General features: G+C 38.7%; 16 protein-coding genes and 3 pseudogenes. 11 read left to right on the forward strand and 8 right to left on the reverse strand.

Features of this window, described 5'->3' with window-relative positions; translation table 11 throughout:
* The first annotated feature begins 325 nt into the window (after positions 1–325).
* A complete protein-coding gene (locus FFO06_RS02820) occupies positions 326–595 on the forward strand; it encodes a DUF2281 domain-containing protein (RefSeq protein ID WP_028084968.1) in 270 nt (89 codons plus the stop codon).
* A gap of 452 nt (positions 596–1,047) precedes the next feature.
* Here FFO06_RS02820 and FFO06_RS22515 read toward each other — a convergent pair.
* The 4 genes and pseudogenes from FFO06_RS22515 to FFO06_RS21810 form a co-directional block, all read right to left on the reverse strand.
* Positions 1,048–1,845: pseudogene (locus FFO06_RS22515) on the reverse strand (thiazole synthase); the annotation flags it as partial.
* A gap of 128 nt (positions 1,846–1,973) precedes the next feature.
* Positions 1,974–3,045, reverse strand: a pseudogene (gene thiO / locus FFO06_RS22520) (glycine oxidase ThiO); the annotation flags it as partial.
* A 140-nt stretch (positions 3,046–3,185) separates the two neighbouring features.
* Positions 3,186–3,638 carry a hypothetical protein gene (locus FFO06_RS02835; protein WP_137906669.1) on the reverse strand — a complete coding sequence of 151 codons (453 nt, stop codon included), beginning with the start codon at positions 3,636–3,638 and terminating at the stop codon, positions 3,186–3,188.
* 16 nt (positions 3,639–3,654) lie between these two features.
* Positions 3,655–3,874 (reverse strand): annotated as a pseudogene (locus tag FFO06_RS21810) (2Fe-2S iron-sulfur cluster-binding protein); the annotation flags it as partial.
* Positions 3,875–4,262: 388 nt separating this feature from the next.
* On the opposite strand from FFO06_RS21810, the gene cimA reads away from it, so the two are divergent.
* Both cimA and FFO06_RS02850 read left to right on the forward strand, forming a co-directional pair.
* Entirely contained in the window at positions 4,263–5,888 is a 1,626-nt protein-coding gene (cimA, locus tag FFO06_RS02845) for a citramalate synthase (protein WP_137906670.1), read from the forward strand.
* Positions 5,889–6,255: 367 nt separating this feature from the next.
* Positions 6,256–7,674, forward strand: a complete 1,419-nt coding sequence (locus FFO06_RS02850) for a glycosyltransferase family 2 protein (protein ID WP_137906671.1) — start codon at positions 6,256–6,258, stop codon at positions 7,672–7,674.
* Positions 7,675–7,855: 181 nt separating this feature from the next.
* On the opposite strand, the gene FFO06_RS02855 is transcribed toward FFO06_RS02850, so the two are convergent.
* Positions 7,856–9,655, reverse strand: a complete 1,800-nt coding sequence (locus FFO06_RS02855) for an aspartate kinase (protein WP_137906672.1) — start codon at positions 9,653–9,655, stop codon at positions 7,856–7,858.
* Positions 9,656–9,759: 104 nt separating this feature from the next.
* Positions 9,760–11,121: a GAF domain-containing sensor histidine kinase gene (locus tag FFO06_RS02860; RefSeq protein ID WP_137906673.1), complete on the reverse strand. Its 1,362-nt coding sequence runs from the start codon at positions 11,119–11,121 to the stop codon at positions 9,760–9,762.
* Between the two features lie 367 nt (positions 11,122–11,488).
* Between FFO06_RS02860 and FFO06_RS02865 the strand changes: the two genes are divergently transcribed.
* The 7 genes from FFO06_RS02865 (at position 11,489) to FFO06_RS02900 (ending at position 19,102) form a co-directional block, all read left to right on the forward strand.
* Positions 11,489–12,895: an aspartate ammonia-lyase gene (locus tag FFO06_RS02865; protein ID WP_137906674.1), complete on the forward strand. Its 1,407-nt coding sequence runs from the start codon at positions 11,489–11,491 to the stop codon at positions 12,893–12,895.
* Between the two features lie 185 nt (positions 12,896–13,080).
* On the forward strand, positions 13,081–14,250 hold the full coding sequence (locus tag FFO06_RS02870) for a pyridoxal phosphate-dependent aminotransferase (protein WP_137906675.1): 1,170 nt from the start codon (positions 13,081–13,083) through the stop codon (positions 14,248–14,250).
* 42 nt (positions 14,251–14,292) lie between these two features.
* Positions 14,293–14,940: a histidine phosphatase family protein gene (locus tag FFO06_RS02875; protein WP_028084957.1), complete on the forward strand. Its 648-nt coding sequence runs from the start codon at positions 14,293–14,295 to the stop codon at positions 14,938–14,940.
* A 78-nt stretch (positions 14,941–15,018) separates the two neighbouring features.
* The gene (locus FFO06_RS02880; RefSeq protein ID WP_137906676.1) at positions 15,019–16,044 is read left to right on the forward strand and encodes a glucokinase; all 1,026 of its coding nucleotides are present in this window, start codon (positions 15,019–15,021) and stop codon (positions 16,042–16,044) included.
* Between the two features lie 184 nt (positions 16,045–16,228).
* Positions 16,229–17,008, forward strand: coding sequence for a YebC/PmpR family DNA-binding transcriptional regulator (locus FFO06_RS02890; RefSeq protein WP_137906677.1), 780 nt, complete (start codon positions 16,229–16,231; stop codon positions 17,006–17,008).
* Between the two features lie 90 nt (positions 17,009–17,098).
* Entirely contained in the window at positions 17,099–18,361 is a 1,263-nt protein-coding gene (locus tag FFO06_RS02895; RefSeq protein ID WP_137906678.1) for an FAD-dependent hydroxylase, read from the forward strand.
* A gap of 150 nt (positions 18,362–18,511) precedes the next feature.
* Entirely contained in the window at positions 18,512–19,102 is a 591-nt protein-coding gene (locus tag FFO06_RS02900; protein ID WP_137906679.1) for a Uma2 family endonuclease, read from the forward strand.
* A gap of 82 nt (positions 19,103–19,184) precedes the next feature.
* Here the strand turns inward: FFO06_RS02900 and FFO06_RS02905 are convergent, their stop codons facing one another.
* Together FFO06_RS02905 and FFO06_RS02910 are read right to left on the reverse strand one after the other, a co-directional pair.
* The gene (locus FFO06_RS02905; RefSeq protein ID WP_028088879.1) at positions 19,185–19,553 is read right to left on the reverse strand and encodes a hypothetical protein; all 369 of its coding nucleotides are present in this window, start codon (positions 19,551–19,553) and stop codon (positions 19,185–19,187) included.
* Entirely contained in the window at positions 19,550–19,867 is a 318-nt protein-coding gene (locus tag FFO06_RS02910) for a hypothetical protein (protein ID WP_137906680.1), read from the reverse strand. Before FFO06_RS02910 ends, FFO06_RS02905 begins: the two co-directional genes overlap by 4 nt.
* A 323-nt stretch (positions 19,868–20,190) precedes the next feature.
* On the opposite strand from FFO06_RS02910, the gene FFO06_RS02915 reads away from it, so the two are divergent.
* On the forward strand, positions 20,191–20,400 hold the full coding sequence (locus FFO06_RS02915) for a hypothetical protein (RefSeq protein ID WP_137906681.1): 210 nt from the start codon (positions 20,191–20,193) through the stop codon (positions 20,398–20,400).
* Positions 20,401–20,438 lie beyond the last annotated feature (38 nt).

A 20,438-nucleotide genomic window follows, 5' to 3' on the forward strand; every position in this document is an offset into this window, starting at 1 on the left:
AATAAGCTATACGACAGCATCATCAGTTAATTTCCTGCTGTATAATATTTATATATATTTTTCCTGATCAATCTAACAGCTTACTATCACGGCAGACACGGCAGATTTTGTCATAATATAAAGATAGGATTCCCATAACTAATTACGCTTTATCAACATTATAAGGAGTAGAAAAAGCCATTAAAACCAATGAAGCAACAGCTACAGATTGGATAAATCAACAATTGGCAATATTAGGAATTGATCTCAAAAATGGAGAAGAAAATAAAAATTAATGCTAATGTCATTTATAATAGAATAATAGCCTAGTAGTAGAGGTGAAACTATGACCATTGAACAAGCAGTTTTAGAAAACCTGCGAGAGTTACCAACCGATAAACAACAGGAAGTTTTAGATTTTATTCAATTTCTCAAACATAAACTGTCACAAATAAAAGAACAAGTACAGGAAAAACCATTACAGAATAAAGGAGATAGCTTTTGGGAAGGGGTTTTAAGGTTTCGAGAAACAATTGAAAGAGAAGGAATTGAATTTACAGATGAAGATTTTGCTAATTTAAGAGATCGTAGTCCAGGACGCGAGATTGATTTATGACAGTTCGCTTTTTACTAGACTCTAATATTATCTCAGAACCGAGTCGGCCAATTCCCAATACTCAGGTTTGAGATCAATTAAATCGCTATCGTTCAGAAGTAGCAGTAGCAAGTCTTATTGCGAGTATTGCGTTCTGTAATGACTTGATTTTAGTAACAAACAATATGGCAGATTTTCAGGATTTTGAGGATCTGATAATTGAGAATTGGTTTATTACAGTTGATTAAATTGAGGTAAATTACAGCAGTTATCCGTTTATGAAGTACAGATATTAATAATAAAACTCTTGTGGTGCGGGCATACTTCGACCAATCTCAGTACAAGTCTTGCCCGCACAAGGTGTACCTCACTCAAAGCTCTTGCTGTATGATAGAAAGGGACAATACTTGCCATTGAAATTAGACAGCGATTCCGACTTCTGGAAGAAGCCGGGGATCTAAGTACAAAAAAAACTAACCAGTAATCGTTCCCGTTATAGGAGAACTAGCACTAGCATACTCTTTAATAGGCATTCTACCGGACAAATAAGCTATGCGACCCGCCACAGTTGCTAAATTCATCGCATAAGCCATGGCTGGAGCATTTTCAGCCAAAGCGATCGCACTATTAATTAATAACGCATCTGCCCCCAATTCCATCGCCTCAGCGGCTTGTGAAGGCGCACCAATACCCGCATCTACCACCACTGGTATTTTAGCATTTTCAATAATAATCCGAATATTGGCGGTAGTTTTCAGCCCTTGTCCAGAACCAATGGGTGCGGCTAAAGGCATCACAGTGGCACAACCAACCTCTTCTAACCGCTTTGCTAACATAGGGTCAGCATTAATATAAGGTAATACAGCGAAACCTTCTTTTACCAATTTTTCTGCCGCTTGTAAAGTACCTATAGGATCTGGAAGTAAATATTTAGGATCAGGTATAACTTCTAACTTGACAAAATTATTATCCTCTTGTCCCAATAATTTCGCCATTTCTCGTCCCAAGCGTGCCACCCGAATGGCCTCCTCCGCAGTTTGACAGCCAGCAGTATTAGGTAACATCCAAATTTTACTCCAATCTAGCGCCTCTCCTAAACCTTCATGTCCTGGTGCATTAGTTTGTACCCGTCGCACGGCCACCGTCACAATTTGACAACCACTGTTCTCGACACTTTGCTGCATTTCCCGGATACTGCGATATTTACCAGTTCCCGTCATTAACCGAGAACTAAAGCTTTTACCGGCAATAATTAATGGTGAATCTTGAATATTTAGATCTGATAGTCTGGGCGGCGTAGCAATGTCACAAAATGATTTATTTTGGAGCTTGTTTACACTATTAATATTAGTGACAGTAGAATTAACGAGCATTGATGTAGTAGTAGATGACACAGCAGAAAAACGGGAATAGTGGAAATTAGGTAAAAGAGGATCTGTTTTTTGTTCGCAAATCAAATCAGCAATTAATATCGCTGTCACAGGTGCGAGTAAAATTCCATTGCGGTAATGACCAGTAGCCAAAGTCAAATTAGGACAATGACTAGCACCCAAAATAGGTAATTCATCGGAGGTAGCTGGACGAAATCCCCACCAAAGTTCTTGAAGAGGATAATTTTCTAATTGGGGATATAAGCGAATAGCTGATTGTAGTAAACTTTGAATCCCGACCGGGGTATTATCAGCAGTAAATCCCACATCTTCATTAGTTGCACCAATAATGATAGAACGATTGCGCCGCGGGACAATATAAATACCTTCTCCAAATAATACCCTAGTTAGGGGTAATTCATTGAGACAATCCGGGACTCGTAAACTCAACATTTGTCCTTTGCGGGGGCGCACTGATAAAGGTAATAATTGATTTACCCAAGCACCAGCGGTTAAAAGATAATGGTCAGCCCGAAATAAACCTATATTAGTTTGGACACCAATCACTTTTCCCTGTTGTTGAGAAATAGCTTCTACGGTAACTCCGTCTTGAAATATAATACCCTTATACTCCGCCGCAGTCCGTAGAACCTTAATTAAAGCCCGGTTATCAACTTGCCCATCTTCAGGATACCACCAACCACCGACCACATCCTGACCCAAACCTGGTTGATATTGGTTAATAGTATCTTTATTCAACCAGTGGGCGTTTCTATATCCCGTATTTTGTGGTTGTTGATAAACCGGTGCGAGGATACCGCAAGGCCAATAACCTGTATTGTTTACATCCTTTTGTCCAGTTAATTCTGCTAATTTTTCTGTCCAATTTAAGTATAAATCGCGCGATCGCCGACACAAAGACAACATCGGCTCATTAGTAATATTTTCCGCTTCAGGGGCTAACATTCCGGCGGCGGCGTGGCTGGCAGCAGCAGTAAAATCACGCGAAATTACAGTTACATTAGCACCCCGTAATTTCATTTCAAGACCGCAAGCCAACCCGATAATACCACCACCAATAATTAAAACATCATTAGTCATTAGTCATTAGTCATTAGTCTAGTAAATAACTAATAACTCATAAAGGCTAACAAAGGGAGTAGAATTTAGGTCTGGTCATTAGTTATTTGATTTTGACCGTTGACCATTGACCATTGATTTTTAACTTAATTTATCTCTAGTTACCACAAAGCTCGAATTGGTTGTTTGTCCTGATTAACATTACTACTAGAATTTGATAGCCCGCGTGGTGTAGCCATGTCACTATCTGTACTTGCCGTTTCTTTGGTAGAATCAGAACCTTGGTCACTAGTGCTTGTTTCTTGTGTAGTGTTAGAAGAATTACCTGAATTTTCAGTAGAAACATTACCTTGAGCTACATTAGTGCGGCGGCTTTCACTGTTAGAATCATTGCTTTTAATCGTTTCCGACTCATTGCTAGGATTATTTTCCGCATCATTACCTCCACCTGCACTATTAACATTAATATTAGCTGGGAGAACACTGGATGCTCTGCGTCCTTGTGGAACATTAGCACTTTGTTGTCCGCCCATAGGAAAGTTAATTCCCAGCAGCGTACCTAGCAAAATTGCTACGCCGCCAGCCATCAAAATTAAGGGTGTCCATCTACCCATCTTGTTTGTCTCCTTTTTAACCTTTTGGTGTCCAAACTATTGAAGAACCTTGACCCCAAAAACCGTGAAATTTAGTCACTTTAACAGTAGCTAAAACCTGAGTTTGATCAATCAAACCCAAATTACTTGTAGGAGAATGGGGAAGAAGGGAACGCAGAAGAATGCTCAGACCAATTTACTGCGGACACTTCGCCTTCTACCTTAACCGCACAAGTACCATAAGTGCCAATTCCTTTCCTCATATTTAACAGGATTTTGGGGATCATTTCCTTTGCTTGTCTTCAGGATGAAAACAGCTTAGAATTGAATTATTAACAACCGTCGGTACAGCGGACGAGCCGAGTCATGGTTTTTGCTAAAGGTTTTCCAGGGGAAGAATAAGTACTGAATGGTTTTAGGGTTTCCTGCATGGGTAACATGAGTTAAATCCCCAAGGGGATAGTGGCGAAGCTTTGAGACTGGAAGTAGGAAGAAAATATGAAGCTTCGCTACACTTCCTCAGAGCAATTGTTAGCATTTTTGTATGGCCTGATGAAACTACCAAAATAGCTTTTTGTTGTTTATTGGCGTGCAGCCAAGTTATCTCTCAGGTGTCAGTGTTGAATCAAAGGTTCAACAATTTTTATGACCAAAACTCCCTCAAATCAACTTTGGCTCTATGACACTACTCTCCGGGACGGGACCCAACGGGAAGGACTTTCAGTGTCCATAGAAGATAAGTTACGCATTGCTCACCGACTCGATCAATTAGGGATTCCTTTTATTGAAGGTGGTTGGCCAGGCGCAAATCCTAAAGATGTCGAGTTTTTCTGGCAACTTCAGGAAAATCCCCTCAAACAAGCGGAAGTTGTTCCCTTTTGCTCTACCCGTCGTCCTCATACCAAACCCCCAGATGAACCCATGCTGCAAGCGATTTTGGCGGCAGGTACTCGCTGGGTGACTATTTTCGGTAAATCCTGGGATTTGCACGTTACAGCCGGACTCAAGACCAGTCTAGAAGAAAATTTAGCCATGATTGGTGACACAATTGAGTATCTGTGTTCTCAAGGACGACGGGTAATTTACGATGCTGAACATTGGTTTGATGGTTATAAGCAAAATCCTGATTATGCTTTACAAACCTTGACAACGGCCATGACCGCCGGTGCGGAATGGTTGGTTTTATGCGATACCAATGGTGGGACTTTACCTCATGAAGTTACACAAATTGTTCAGGATGTTAATTGTCATTTATCAATGGCCAATGGTCAATGGTCAACAACTCCGCAAATAGGAATACATACTCATAATGATTCAGAAATGGCGGTAGCTAATGCTCTAGCAGCAGTTATGGCGGGTGCAACAATGGTACAAGGGACAATCAACGGTTATGGAGAACGCTGCGGTAATGCTAATCTGTGTTCTCTGATTCCTAATTTACAGCTAAAGCTGGGTTATAGTTGTATCGCCCAACACCAGCTACATCAACTGACAGCGGCCAGTCGTTTTGTCAGTGAAGTTGTCAATCTCGCTCCTGATGAACACGCACCTTTTGTAGGGCGTTCCGCTTTTGCCCATAAAGGCGGTATTCATGTATCAGCGGTAGAACGCAACCCTTTAACCTATGAACATATTCAACCAGAACAAGTCGGAAATACGCGCCGCATTGTCATTTCCGAACAGTCTGGACTAAGTAATGTTTTGGCTAAAGCCCGGACTTTTGGTATTGAGTTAGACAAGGATCATCCCCAAGCTAGACAAATTCTCCAGAGAATGAAAGAATTGGAAAATGTCGGCTATCAATTTGAGGCGGCAGAGGCGAGTTTTGCCCTGTTGATGTATGATGCTTTAGGTCTGCGTCAACAGTTTTTTGAAATCAATGGTTTTCAAGTCCATTGTGATTTAATTCAGGGGAAAGAAACAACCCATTCTTTAGCAACTATTAAAGTAACTGTCAATGGTGAAAATATTCTGGAAGCTGCGGAAGGTACTGGACCTGTAGCGGCTTTAGATGCCGCTTTGCGTAAGGCTTTGGTTAACTTTTATCCGCAAATTGCTACCTTTGAGTTAACAGATTATAAAGTTAGAATTTTGAATGGAAATACCGGAACTGCGGCGAAAACTCGTGTCTTAGTTGAATCTCGGAATATTCAACAACGCTGGACAACTGTTGCCGTTTCTAAGAATATCTTAGCTGCTTCCTATCAAGCAGTGGTTGAAGGTTTGGAATATGGTTTATTATTACATTTCCAAGCAGAAAACTATGCTTGAAAGTTGAGCCATAAATGGGTAAATATAGCAGTATAGCAGTGGGTTGTGAACGGATTTTTTTGAACTAACCTACACTGGACAGAGGACGCAGAAGTAGAGAAAAGGATCGCTATATGTCCCGGACTTCTTGAAAAAGTCCGGGATATGTATAATTATGTATGTAGAATTAATGTAATAGCCGCTTTCACTCGGTGACGGGGAGAGGGGAAGAGGGGGAGAGGGGGAGACAAGAAGAGGAATTATGCTCTATCTATTCCCTTTAGGACTCTTTAGAACTATATTAATTAGGTAGCTAGTAATCTGTTACAGAATCGGTCTGTAATTTAAGGCTACATACATAAAATAGCTGTTTTTAATTATATAACCTATGCCAGCAAATTCCTGGCCTGAAAACAATACTGATCACGGAAACTCTGATCCCCTTGACCTGATCTTACCTGACCTCTCAGAAAATAAAGAATCAGAATACCTACAACCAAGACGATTTAAAGCCCGTAGAGGCAAAGCTGCTTTAGTTTTAACTATAGTCTGGAGTGGGACTATTACCCTACATCTAGTTTCTTGGGGTTCGATATTTATCCTGGGACTGACAACAATACTGGGAATTCATGCCTTGGGGATTATTTTTACCAAACCCCGCGACCATTCCCCAAAGATAGAGGCAGATTTGCCTTTTGTGTCTGTGTTAGTGGCTGCTAAAAATGAAGAAGCAGTAATTGGCAGATTAGTTAGGAATCTGTGTAATTTGGAATACGGCAATGGTCAATATGAAGTCTGGATTATTGATGATAATAGTACAGATAATACACCCCAATTATTAGCAGAACTCAAGCAGGAATATCAACAACTGAATGTATTTAGGCGTTCCCCCCAAGCTAGTGGCGGAAAATCGGGAGCATTGAATCAAGTATTGCAACTGATAAAGGGAGACATTATTGCTGTATTTGATGCTGATGCCCAAGTGACACCAGATATGCTATCACAAGTAGTTCCTTTGTTTCAAAAAGAACAGGTAGGGGCTGTACAAATGCGAAAAGCGATCGCCAATGCTCCAGAAAATTTTTGGACTAAGGGACAAATGGCGGAAATGTTCTTGGATATCTGGTTTCAACAACAGCGGACTGCTATTGGTGGTATTGGTGAACTCCGAGGTAATGGTCAATTTGTCCGTCGTCAAGCCCTAGTAAGTTGCGGTGGTTGGAATGAGGAAACTATCACCGATGATCTTGATTTAACTATCCGCTTACATTTAGATAAGTGGGATATTGAATGTGTTTTTCATCCCCCAGTGGAGGAAGAAGGTGTTACCAATGCTACAGCCCTTTGGCATCAACGTAACCGCTGGGCGGAAGGTGGTTATCAACGTTATTTAGACTACTGGGATCTGATCCTCAAAAACCGTATGGGGACAAAGAAAACCTGGGATTTGTTGATCTTTATGGTGACAATGTATATCTTGCCAACGGCGGCAATACCAGATATATTAATGGCGATCGCTCGTCATCGTCCACCTATGTTAAGTTCTGTAACTGGGTTATCTCTAGGGATGTCAGTTATAGGTATGTTTGCGGGTTTAAAGCACATCCATAAGGCTACCCCAAGGCTATCAGAACAGCTTAAACCATCTACCCATTTAGTGTTACTTTTACAAACCCTTCGCGGCAGTTTATATATGTTGCATTGGTTAGTAGTCATGAGTAGCACCACAGCGCGAATGTCGTTCCGACCAAAACGTTTAAAATGGGTAAAAACTGTCCATAAAGGTGTGGAAAAATCAATTTTGTAATTAGGTAATATAGCAATTCCCATTCAAGTTAGGTACAAGAATCAGAATTAAACGCAGATAAACGCGGATAAACGCAGATAATTTTGTACTTCATTAGACTAGGATTCGCTATCAGGTTAATACTCCCCGGTCTCAGGACACGGGGATTCTTGGTTAAAATAGTTAAACAAGCTGATTATCTTCAAGCGGGAACTACAAAATTTTCACTCCCAGCTAAATCAAAAGCCGCGTGAATAACTTGTAAAGCTTTCACACCTTCATCAATACCTACAACACAACTAATTTTAATTTCTGAGGTAGCAATCATTTGAATGTTGATTTGATTTTGCGCTAAAGCTGTAAACATTTTCGCGGCAATTCCTGGTTGTCCTACCATACCAGAACCAACAATACTAACCTTAGCGATCGCACTATCTAATATTACCTCACCCCAATCAAATTCCGCTGCGACTTGTGTAAGTTTTTCTTGAGCGATTTCTGCATCTATTTTAGCCACAGTAAACGCGATATCCCGACGGGGAACACCGTCTACCACCCGACAACGTTGGGATTGAATAATCATATCCACACTGATGTTATATTCTGCCAAAAATCCGAACAATTTAGCGGCCATACCTGGACGGTCTGGTAATTGACGAATAGCAATCCGGGCTTGATTCCTATCTAAAGCGACACCACGCACAGCGGGGGCTTTAGAGCTAGGATAGACCAGGGAAGTAGAGGAAGAATTGATTTCAAATGTATCACACAGAGCAACTATAGCGCGATCGCAATCTACAGCATCAACTACACAACTCACCTTGACCTCACTGGTAGAAATCATCTGAATATTCACACCAGCGGCCGCCAAAGTTTTAAACATTTGCGCTGCTACCCCTGGTCTACCAATCATCCCCGCGCCGACAATACTAATTTTTGCAGTATCTTTTTCTACTAAAACCTCCGCCTCATCGGAACTAGGATTGTTTCTCAATGCCGGAGCTATAGCTGATGATACCGCTTCCGCTCGTTTTAATATTGATGTATTTACTGTAAAAGCAATGTCGTTACTATTACCTTCATGAATAGATTGAATAATCAAATCCACATCCACATTTTGCTGGGAAATTTCGCCAAATAACCGGGCTGCTACCCCAGGTTGGTCAGGAACGCGCAATAAAGCCACCTTAGCCTGTTGCATATCAAATTCTATAGCGTCTACAGGGCGAGCTAATTCTAAGTTAATTAACGCCCGATTTCGTCTTAGGGGCGTTGTCACCCAAGTTCCCGGTTGATCTGTCCAACTTGAACGTACCACCAAGGGAACGCCATAATTACGGGCAATTTCCACAGCCCTGGGATGTAATACTTTCGCCCCTAAACTTGCCAATTCCAGCATTTCATCACTGCTGATTTCTGTCAATAATTGGGCTTGGGGGACAATGCGGGGATCTGTAGTTAAAATCCCTGGTACATCTGTATAAATTTCACAAAAATCTGCGCCAATGGCTGCGGCTAAAGCGACTGCGGAAGTATCAGAACCACCACGCCCTAAAGTAGTAATTTCTAATTCTTCTGTGTTGCTAATCCCTTGAAATCCAGCAACCACAACAACTTTACCGTCATTAATCTGCCGCATTAAGCGTTCTGTTTCAATATGTAAAATGCGAGCGCGGGAATGTTCAGCTTCAGTAACAATGCCTACCTGAGCGCCAGTCATAGAAATCGCTGGTTGTCCAATTTCCTGTAATGCCATACTCAATAAGGCAATAGTAACTTGCTCTCCTGTAGAAAGTAGCATATCCATTTCCCGACGGTTAGGGGTTTTAGAGATATCATTAGCTAGTTTAACTAATCCATCGGTAGTTTTCCCCATGGCTGAAACCACTACTACTACAGAATTTCCAGCTTTGACAGTTTTTTCAACTCTACTCGCAACCGCTTGAATACGTTCGACTGAACCAACAGATGTACCACCGTATTTTTGAACTATTAGTGCCATAATCAGTATTTGATGTATTTATTTTAGTTTTATTGGTGAATAAGGCAGAGAAACATTAAAAAAAATATTTTAATTTAACGCTGGCGCTGGATTGAAAAAACTAGCTAAAATGGAAATTTCATGATCAAAGCGGTTTGATTGTTAGTGCTTATTACATGAATTAACCCGTTTAAACGTTGCACCATGGTTTTTATTAATGTCAATTCTAAACCAGTATTTTGTGCTTGCCAAGGGGAATGTTTCGGAATACGGTAAAATGGCTCAAAGACTTGTGATAGTTGAGATTCGGGAATCTCAACACCAGACATATTCACTTTTAATTCTATCCTGTCTGCATTTAAATGAGCCGTAACCGTAATTGATTTATTCTGGGGAGTGCATTGACAAGCTTGATTGAGTATTAAAGTAATAATTTTCTCTAAATCGTGGATATCTGTAGATAAAGCCGGAATTTCTGCTGATATATCAAGGTATAAATATTGTTGTTGACAATTCGTAACATCTCGGAAAGGTTGAATAATGGGAGGTAACCAATTCAGAAGATTAATAGTCATGAACGTGGGGGGTTGAGGATTGATTTTAAAATATGCAAGGGTGAGAATATCCTCAAGTAATTTATTTTCTCGTTCACATTCATTATAGAGAATTTGTAATAGGTGACTTACTATTTCTGTATTTAAATTATTTGCGGGTGTGATCAGACTTTCCAAGGTTTGAACCGCCAGATTAATATTAGTAATTGGTGTGCGTAATTCTTGAGAAATCTGTTTGATAAATTGGTATTTTTGACATTCTTGATTTTCTATTTCCTTGATATAGGATTTGGTTTTTGCGAGTAGTTGAGATTGACGAATTACGATGGCACATTTATTAGCTATTTGTTGTAAAAATGATATTTCTAATGGTGTAAATAGTGTTTCTGATGCTTTAATTATCCAAATATTGCCGAAAATTTCTTGATGATTAAAAATCGGACAAGCTAATTGACTGACAATCTCTAAAATAGAGTTATATGTGGGGACGATTTCCAGAGATTGCCAGATTTGTTTTTTTAATAAAGACTGATATATTTGGGTAAAATCGGCAATTTCTCGGGTTAATCCTTGATAAATAGGCAAAATGGAACTATATTCATAAGTAATGATAGTGGCAGTGAGACAAGGATTATAAAATTCAATTTGACAACAATTAAGTTGTAATAAATCAACTAATTTTTGAGTAATTATTGTGAATAACTTATCATCATCTAAACCATCCCGAATTGCTTCAGTTAGATACTGTAGTAATTCTTGAAATCTTTGAATTTGCTGTAACTGTTGAGTAGATTCCTGTTTTTCTAAATCTGGTGTATCTATATCCAGTTGCATAGATACTTCCGATAGCCTGGGTGGGGTAGCCATGGCATATATCGGTGGAGATGGTAATTGTGTCCATTCAGGAATGGATTCAACTCTATTTATATTCATGCAACAGTCTAGAAAGTAGATAATGGATAATGGATAATTGGGGAAGAAGCAAGGACCAAAACTGACTTGAATATAAGTGAGTATACCAAATATTGTGTATTGCTGATAACAACCATTGTGACAGTTTGTGAACAGGTACTTTACCCGTGGGTTGCAGATAAACTAAAAATTTTATTTTTAGCATTGCTGATAGCCTGGGTGACGAAGCCATATTAAAATATGGAATGGTAAAGGTAAATAAAACTTTTGCAAAATTGATGCTTTGCGTCTTGACGTGAAATATATCCATATATATTTATTTGATCATCAGCAAAGACAAATTGCGATCTTGTTTCCTGTTCTCTATTACCTGCTGTAAGAGTGCTATATGACTAACAATTCAGATTTTCGCGTTGAAAGAGACTCAATGGGCGATCGCCAAATTGCCAATAACGTTTATTATGGTATTCAAACCCAAAGAGCGATCGAAAATTTCCCCATTAGCGGTATTAAACCTTTACCAACTTATATAGATGCTTGCATATATATTAAAAAAGCTACAGCTATTGTCAACTCAGAATTAAATTGTATCCCGGCAAATATCAGCAAAGCGATCATACAAGCCAGTGATGAAATTTTAGCAGGGAAATTACGAGATCAGTTTGTGGTTGATGTTTATCAAGCTGGTGCGGGAACTTCACACCACATGAATATTAATGAAGTGATCGCAAATCGGTCTTTAGAAATTCTGGGTGATCAAAAGGGTAATTATAAACTAGTTAGCCCCAACGATCATGTCAACTATGGACAGTCCACTAATGATGTTATTCCTACTGCGATTCGTATTGGTGGCTTATTGGCGCTTTCTCGCAGATTACAGCCAGCTTTAGAACAGGCAGTTTTGGCATTAGAAGCAAAAGCGGCAGAATTTGAAAATATCATCAAATCTGGGAGAACCCACCTGCAAGACGCTGTACCAGTGCGGTTAGGTGATAATTTCCGGGCTTGGGCTTATATCCTCTCAGAACACCAAAACCGGCTTTATATTGCTTCTTCTGACTTAATGGTATTGGGTTTAGGAGGAAGTGCTGCGGGAACAGGAATGAATACCCACCCGGAATATCGTCAAAAAGTTGTAGATGTCTTGAGTCAATTATTGGAATTTCCCCTAGAACCAGCACCACATTTAATGGCTGCAATGCAAAGTATGGGGGCTTTTGTCAATGTTTCCGGGGCTTTACGGAATTTAGCCCAGGATTTAGTGAAAATATCTCACGATTTGCGGTTAATGGATTCAGGACCCAAAACCGGATTTAAAGAAATCCAACTTCCTCCAGTACAACCCGGTTCTTCAATTATGCCGGGAAAATATAATCCAGTTATGGCAGAAATGACATCAATGGTATGTTTTCAGGTCATGGGATATGATAATGCGATCGCTTTTGCCGCCCAAGCGGGACAATTAGAATTAAATGTGATGATGCCTCTGATTGCCTATAATTTAATTCACAGTATTGAGATATTAGGTAATACGATTTCTGCTTTAACTACCAACTGTATTCAAGGAATTACTGCTAACAAAGAAAGATGTTTAGTTTATGCTGAAGGTAGTTTAGCATTAGTCACGTCCTTAAATCCCCATATTGGTTATTTGAATGCTGCGGCTGTAGCCAAAGAATCTTTAGAAACTGGTAAATCTCTACGACAAATAGTTTTAGAAAAAGGGTTAATGACCGAGGAACAATTAGCCACTGTATTAGATTTAGAAAAAATGAGTGCCATCGTTCCATTATAATCATAGCGGGCATCTTGCCCAGTTTAATTATACTTAAATGAATGAAGTACAGCTTATTGCTAAACCCTGGTACTAATTTTATTTATTCCTTTTGATCTGCATTTATTTTCTATGCAAATAAATCGTCTAATTTTCAGGTTTATATATCATTTACAATCATCCTTTGTGGTGTCTTTTGACCAGTTATGAATTACGAATTATCGCGGATGAATGGGATTCAATCACCAATTATTCCCGTTATTGGAGAATTAATTACAAACTCTCCCGGAACAATTTCCCTGGGTCAAGGTGTGGTTCACTATCAGCCTCCAGAAACCGCGATGTCACTATTACCAAAGTTTCTTTCTGAACCGAAAAATCATCTTTATCAAGCTGTGGTTGGTATTCCTGAATTATTAACAGCGTTAGCAGCAAAATTATCAATATTTAATGGTATTGATATTAATGAAAAAAATGCTATTGTGGTGACTGCTGGTAGCAATATGGGGTTTATAAATGCTATTCTAGCAATTACTTCTCCTGGTGATGAAATTATTTTAAATACTCCTTACTATTTTAATCATGAAATGGCGATTAAAATGGCAGGTTGTCATCCAATATTAGTCCCAACTGATACAGATTATCGCCTAATTCCCCCAGCTATAGCCGCTGCAATTACAGAGAAAACCCGTGCTGTGGTGACGGTTTCTCCTAATAATCCAACGGGTGTAGTTTATTCAGAAACGGCTTTACTTCAAGTTAATCAAATTTGTCGAGAAAAAGGAATTTATCATATTAGTGATGAGGCTTATGAATATTTTACATACAATGGTGTAAAACATTTTTCTCCTGGGGCATTTTTAAACAGTAATCGCCATACAATTTCTCTTTTTAGTTTATCAAAAGCCTATGGTTTTGCTAGTTGGAGAATTGGTTATATGGTTATTCCCCAACATTTATTAACCGCTGTAAAAAAGGTTCAAGATACTATTTTAATTTGTCCACCGGTGGTTTCTCAATATGCAGCTTTAGGCGCGTTACAAGCTAAAGATAATTATTTAAAAGATAATATTAACGCCATTGCCCAAGTGAGAGAAATAGTAATTAATGAACTCCATAATTTAGCTGGTTTATGTACGATTACACCAGCCAATGGCGCATTTTACTTTTTCTTAAAAGTGCATACCAAAATGAATGATTTGGAATTGGTGAAAAAACTGATTCAAGAATATAAAATAGCGGTGATTCCCGGAACTACTTTTGGTATAGAACAGGGTTGTTATTTGCGGGTTGCTTATGGTGCATTACCAGCAGATACAGCAAAATCAGGTATAGAAAGATTAGTCAAAGGACTGCAAACTGTTGTATCATCATAACCGCAGCTAGAAAATTCATACTCCCTAATATTATTTTCTCCCATGAGTCAAATAGTTTGGATAGCAAGACACGCTAACCGTCTTGATTTCGTAAATCCAGATTGGTTTTTAACCGCCGAAAGACGGTATGATCCGCCCTTATCCGATGATGGTATGATACAAGCACAGCAATTAGCAAAACGACTGAAAGGGAAAAAAATCGCTCACATTTTCGCTTCTCCGTTTTTGCGAACCATACAAACTGCTCATGCGATCGCTGAAGTTTTGGATTTGGCGATTAAACTAGAAATAGGTTTGAGTGAATGGCTAAATCCAGCATGGATGACCGAAGAACCGGAAAAACTCTCAACTCCAACCTTAGTCAAATTATTTCCCAGAATTGACCCCAGTTATACATCACGCATAGCTGCACAATACCCCGAAACCCATGAAAAGGTGCGAGAACGTTCAGCCCAAACTGCCAGATGTCTATCTACAGAATTTTTTCCCCATGATATCCTATTAGTAGCCCATGGTGCTTCTGTATTGGGGGCAGCAATGGGGTTAGTGGGAGACATAGCTAAAACTGAAGTTAAGGCTTCTCTCTGTTCCTTGGTAAAAGTTGTGCGTCAAGATTCCCAATGGTTGCTAGAACTAAAGGGGGATACTTCCCATTTAACTAAAACTGAGGAATTGGTGCGATTTGTGTGAATATTTTGATCATAAGGGGATTTTTCTCAAATCCCAAGGGACAATTAAGCACAGGTAATTTATTAGCTGATAATTTTTATGAGTTTGCTACTGGCAGGAGACATCGGTGGAACAAAAACTATTTTGCGTCTGGTACAATCCTCAGATGCGGTAGGGCTAAAAACTCTGTATGAGGAGAGTTTTCCCAGTGGGGATTTTCCTGATTTAGTCCCCATAGTCCAAAAGTTTTTGACTACAGCTAACTCTAGCACACCAGACAAAGCCTGTTTTGCCATCGCTGGACCTGTGGTAGAAAATACTGCTCAGTTGACTAATTTATCATGGTTTCTGGATACAGAACGTTTAAGCAAAGAACTGGGTATTGAAAGAATTTCTCTAATTAATGACTTTGCGGCTGTTGGTTATGGTATTTTTGGTCTAACTAAACAGGATTTACTAACTTTACAAGTTGGTAAATATCAATCAGCAGCACCAATGGCTATAATCGGTGCAGGAACGGGGTTAGGACAGGGATTTTTGATTAAGCAGGGCCAGGGTTATCAAGTCTTTCCTTCTGAAGGTGGACACGCAGATTTCGCCCCCCGCAATCAGTTAGAATTTGAATTGTTGAAATATATTTTAACTAAATATGATATTCAACGCGTATCCGTAGAAAGGGTTGTTTCTGGTTTGGGAATTATTTCTATTTATCAATTTTTACGAGATCGGAAAATAGCCACCGAGTCTCCAGTCATTGCTAACGCAGTCAGAACTTGGGAACAAGAAGCCGGAAAGTCAGAAAAAACCGTTGACCCTGGTGCGTTAATTGGGAATGCTGCTTTAGAAAAAAGCGATCGCCTTTCGGAACAAACTATGCAATTATTTATAGAGGCCTACGGTGCTGAAGCGGGGAATCTAGCCCTGAAACTACTACCCTATGGAGGATTATACATTGCTGGTGGTATTGCTCCTAAAATCCTACCTTTAATACAGGATGGCGGTTTTCTTACTAATTTCACCCAGAAAGGAAGAATGGGTTCTCTTCTGGAAGAAATACCGGTACTTATGATTCTCAATCAACAAGTCGGGTTAATTGGTGCTGCTTTGTCGGCATCTAGGTTATAAATAGCAATAACAGTAAAATCTGCATCTACTATTACCAGGATTAGAGATTTCTTTACTTAATGAAGCATTAAGAAAAACTCGACTGGATCATAGTCAAGTTTGTGCTTGGTTATTAAGCCAATTTCAGCAATAATCTTATGATTTCATCCTATTTTTAAATAGCGTACTCATAATTTTGGGAATTATGGCAGGACATAGTAAATGGGCTAATATTAAACGTCAAAAAGCAGTAGTAGACGCAAAAAGGGGACATATCTTTACCCAGCTATCCCGCGCGATAATTGTCGCAGCTAGAAATGGTATACCAGACCCAGCGGGGAATTTTCAACTACGGACTGCTATTGATAAAGCCAAAGCGGCAGGTATTCCTAATGATAACATTGATAGGGCGATCGCTAAAGGAGCAGGTACTTTTACTGGTGATTCCTACGGAGATTCTCGCTATCACGACCGTTTAGAAGAAATTCGTTATGAAGGTTATGGTCCGGGTGGTGTCGCAATTTTGATTGCAGCCCTCACAGATAACCGCAACCGTACTGCTGCTGATTTACGGGTGTCCTTTAGTAAAAATGGCGGAAATTTGGGAGAAACCGGTTGTGTCAGTTGGATGTTTTCCCAAAAGGGTGTTTGTGTGGTTGAGGATGTAATTAATGAAGAACAGCTTTTAGAAGCTTCCTTAGAGGGAAATGCTGAGTCTTATGAAATGATTGCAGACCATACATCTGAGGTATTTACTCAAGTAACAAATTTAGAGAAACTCAGCCAAGTCTTGAAAGCAAAAGGGTTTAAAGTAGTTGATGTAGAAATACGCCAGATTCCTGGTAATAAAGTTGAGGTAACAAATATTGAACAAGCGCGATCGCTTTTTAAATTAATTGATACCTTAGAAGGGTTAGATGATGTACAAAGTGTTACCAGTAATTTGGAAATTGCTGATAATTTGATGGTTTTAAGTATGACCTAGTATTTTGTACTGTATTTTGTGCCGTTGCCTTGATTATCAATCGTAATCGCGTCACAATAATAATTAAAACTATTGTAATTTATCTTCACAATGTCTTCCACCCTTCTGACTCCTACCCTTTCCTCTCCCCACTCCCCCACAGAAAACCATTGGGGATATGATTATGATTTAGTCATAGTCGGTGGTGGAATTGTTGGTTTAACCCTGGCCTGCGCTTTAAAAGATTCTGGTTTAAATATCCTGCTGATTGAAGCTAGAATGACATCAGCCGCTGTAGCGAAAGGACAGGCCTATGCTGTACATATGTTGTCAGCAAAAATTTTCCAAGGCATTGGTTTATGGGATAAAATTCTCCCCAATATCGCTAAATATAATCAAGTTCGTCTTTCTGATGCTGATTATCCTCATGTAGTTAACTTCCAAACTACGGACTTAGGTACGCCAGAGTTAGGTTATGTAGCAGAACATTACGCACTATTAGCACCATTACAGGAATTTGTGGGAAATTGTGCAAATGTAACTTATCTTTGTCCAGCAGAAGTGGTAAGTACGGAAAATCACTTAGATACAATTAAGATTAACATCAAAATTAACGAGACCACCAAAACGATTCGTAGTAAATTATTAGTGGCTGCTGATGGTGCAAAATCTCCCATTCGTGAAGCTGCGGGAATTAAAACTAAAGGCTGGAAATATTGGCAATCATGTATTGTAGCTTTTGTCAAGCCCGAAAAACCCCACAATAACACCGCTTACGAGAAATTTTGGTCTAGTGGACCCTTTGCAATTTTACCCTTACCAGAAAACCGTTGTCGCATTGTTTGGACAGCGCCCCATGCAGAAGCAAAAGCGTTATGCGCTTTAAATGATCAGGAATTTTTAGCAGAACTGACTAAACGCTATGGTGAGCAAATGGGTAAATTAGAATTATTAGGGGACAGATTTATTTTTCAAGTACAATTAATGCAGAGCGATCGCTATGTTCTCCCTAGATTAGCATTAATTGGCGATGCCGCCCATAATTGTCATCCTGTGGGAGGACAAGGTTTAAATTTAGGTATTCGTGACGCAGCAGCATTAGCCGAAATCATCCAAACAGCACAGCAAAATCGTCAAGATATTGGTAATATTTCCATTCTCAAGCAATATGAACGCTGGAGAAAAAAAGAAAACCTCGCAATATTGGGTTTCACCGATTTATTAGATCGAGTTTTTTCTAATAACTTTTTACCAGTGGTAATAGTTCGTCGTCTCGGTTTATGGATGATGCAAAAAGTCCCGATGATCAGAATATTTGCTCTGAAATTAATGATAGGATTAAAAGGAAAAACACCAGAATTAGCTAAACGGTGAAATTACCAACACCAAAAGTAGGGTGCGTCAGATTCGATAACTCAGCCAGCCATAAATCGCTTTTTGATCTCTGACGCACCTGAAAAATTTACCTCTTTTGATAATTTGTTAATAACATCAACTTAATAACTAAGGAAAGTGAGAGATATCATGACTCAAACTTTAGAAAATTCTCTCAATTTAGTAGAAGAAGAACAATATTTCTACCGTCCTGGAATAACTTGGGAAAGTTTTCAAGCAATTCAAAAAGCCTTTGAAAATGTACCAGGAGTGCGTTTATTTTATTGTGAAGGAGTTTTAGAAATCGTGACTATCAGTAAACCCCATGAAGCAATTGCATCTTTAATGGGATTGCTGTTAGGACAATATTTTTTAGAACAAGGTATTGAATTTTTTCCCAGTGGTAGCTATTCGCAAATTATTCCCGGTATAGTTGAGTATCAAGCTGATTTATCCTATTGTTTTCAAACTGATAAATCTAGACCAGATTTATGTATTGAAATTGTGATTACTAGTGGTAGTCCTATTAAATTACAAAAATATAAATTAATGCAAGTTCCCGAAGTTTGGTTTTGGGAAGATGGAACTTTAGAAATTTACTGTTTGCGAGAACAAGAATATGAGAAAGTTAATAATAGTGAATTATTACCAAAATTAGATTTATCCCTATTAAATCGTTGTCTTTTATTATCTTCTCCCCTAGAAGCAATTAAACAATTTCGTCAGGGATTAACCTTGTAGGGTGCGTTAGCGACAGCGTAACGCACCACAAATCCTCGTTTATCCTCATTTAAAAAATTGGTATTTTAATAAAAAACAGAGATTAAATTAACTCTAAACTTACCCTATTTTCTGCATAATTAGCAATTAAAACGAATAACTTCAACCATCGAGAACCCAGTAAAATCTCCTGTATTTCATCTCCAGCAAATACAGGAATTTCAAACTCTTGACCATCTATAATTACCCTACCATGATAAACATCAAATTTGGTTTCTCCTTGAGCAGTTCTTAATTTATCTTGACCTGAAAAAGTCCAATCAAGACTTTGTATATCTTGTTTATTCATGGCTAAAAATTCAGTAAATCCTGTATCTAACATTGTTTCTACAGGAAAACTGAAATCATCCCCACCAATTAAATCAATTTCCAAATAAATTTGTCCATTTTCTCCAAATCTTCCCTCAATCATATTCTGCCACTAACTCCCGTTTCATTAATGCCAAAAATATGATGAATTACATGAGGATACTTGTCTCTAGCCATTTTACTAGCTACTTCCTTATTCTGATCAATAAAATAATCACCACTATCAGGTTCAATCGCAATGTACCAACCATAATATTTATCTAATATTTCTGGTTTTAAACGTTCAAAAATTGCCCAACAACGCTCATAAAATGCCTCTCTTCTAGCCCTATCTTGGGCTTTTTGTTCATCAGTCCATTGAATTTCGGGAAATACCCTCCCACGTCTAACAACTCTTTGGGGTGTAGATTGTGTCATGATTAATCACCTGATTAAAGTGTATTATTCATTTTAGCATATTATTGATTTAGTATTAATTTGTAGGGTGCGTTAGCGACAGCGTAACGCACCACAAATCCTCGTTTATCCTCGTTCCCAGGTTCTACCTGGGAATGCAATCAAAAGGCTCTGCCTTCTGAAAAACCCTGAAACTCTATTAATCTAGTAAAGATTGTATTGGGTTTCCGCTCTATATTTGGAAAATTGACAAAGGTATTGACTTATTTAACCCATTTTTATTAAGTCTTGCTTGACTTACATTTAAAATAAGATATAATGTAATATATGTTATGGTGATAATTATGTCTAACCTATCCTTAGAACGCAATCAACTTAAACAAACCCTGAAAGAATTAATAATAGAACTGTTTTCAGAAAACAAAGAAGAATTTTCAGCTTTATTTACGGAAATAATTGAAGATATTGCCTTATCAAAAGCTATTGAAGAAGGAGAAAAAACAGAATTAACAGATAGAGAAACAATTTTGGCAATTTTAAACCAAGAACAATGAAAACCGAATTTAGGAAAAGTTTTGATTATTGATTTAGA

The sequence above is a fragment of the Dolichospermum planctonicum genome, assembly GCF_005402965.1.
Classification (GTDB): domain Bacteria; phylum Cyanobacteriota; class Cyanobacteriia; order Cyanobacteriales; family Nostocaceae; genus Dolichospermum; species Dolichospermum planctonicum.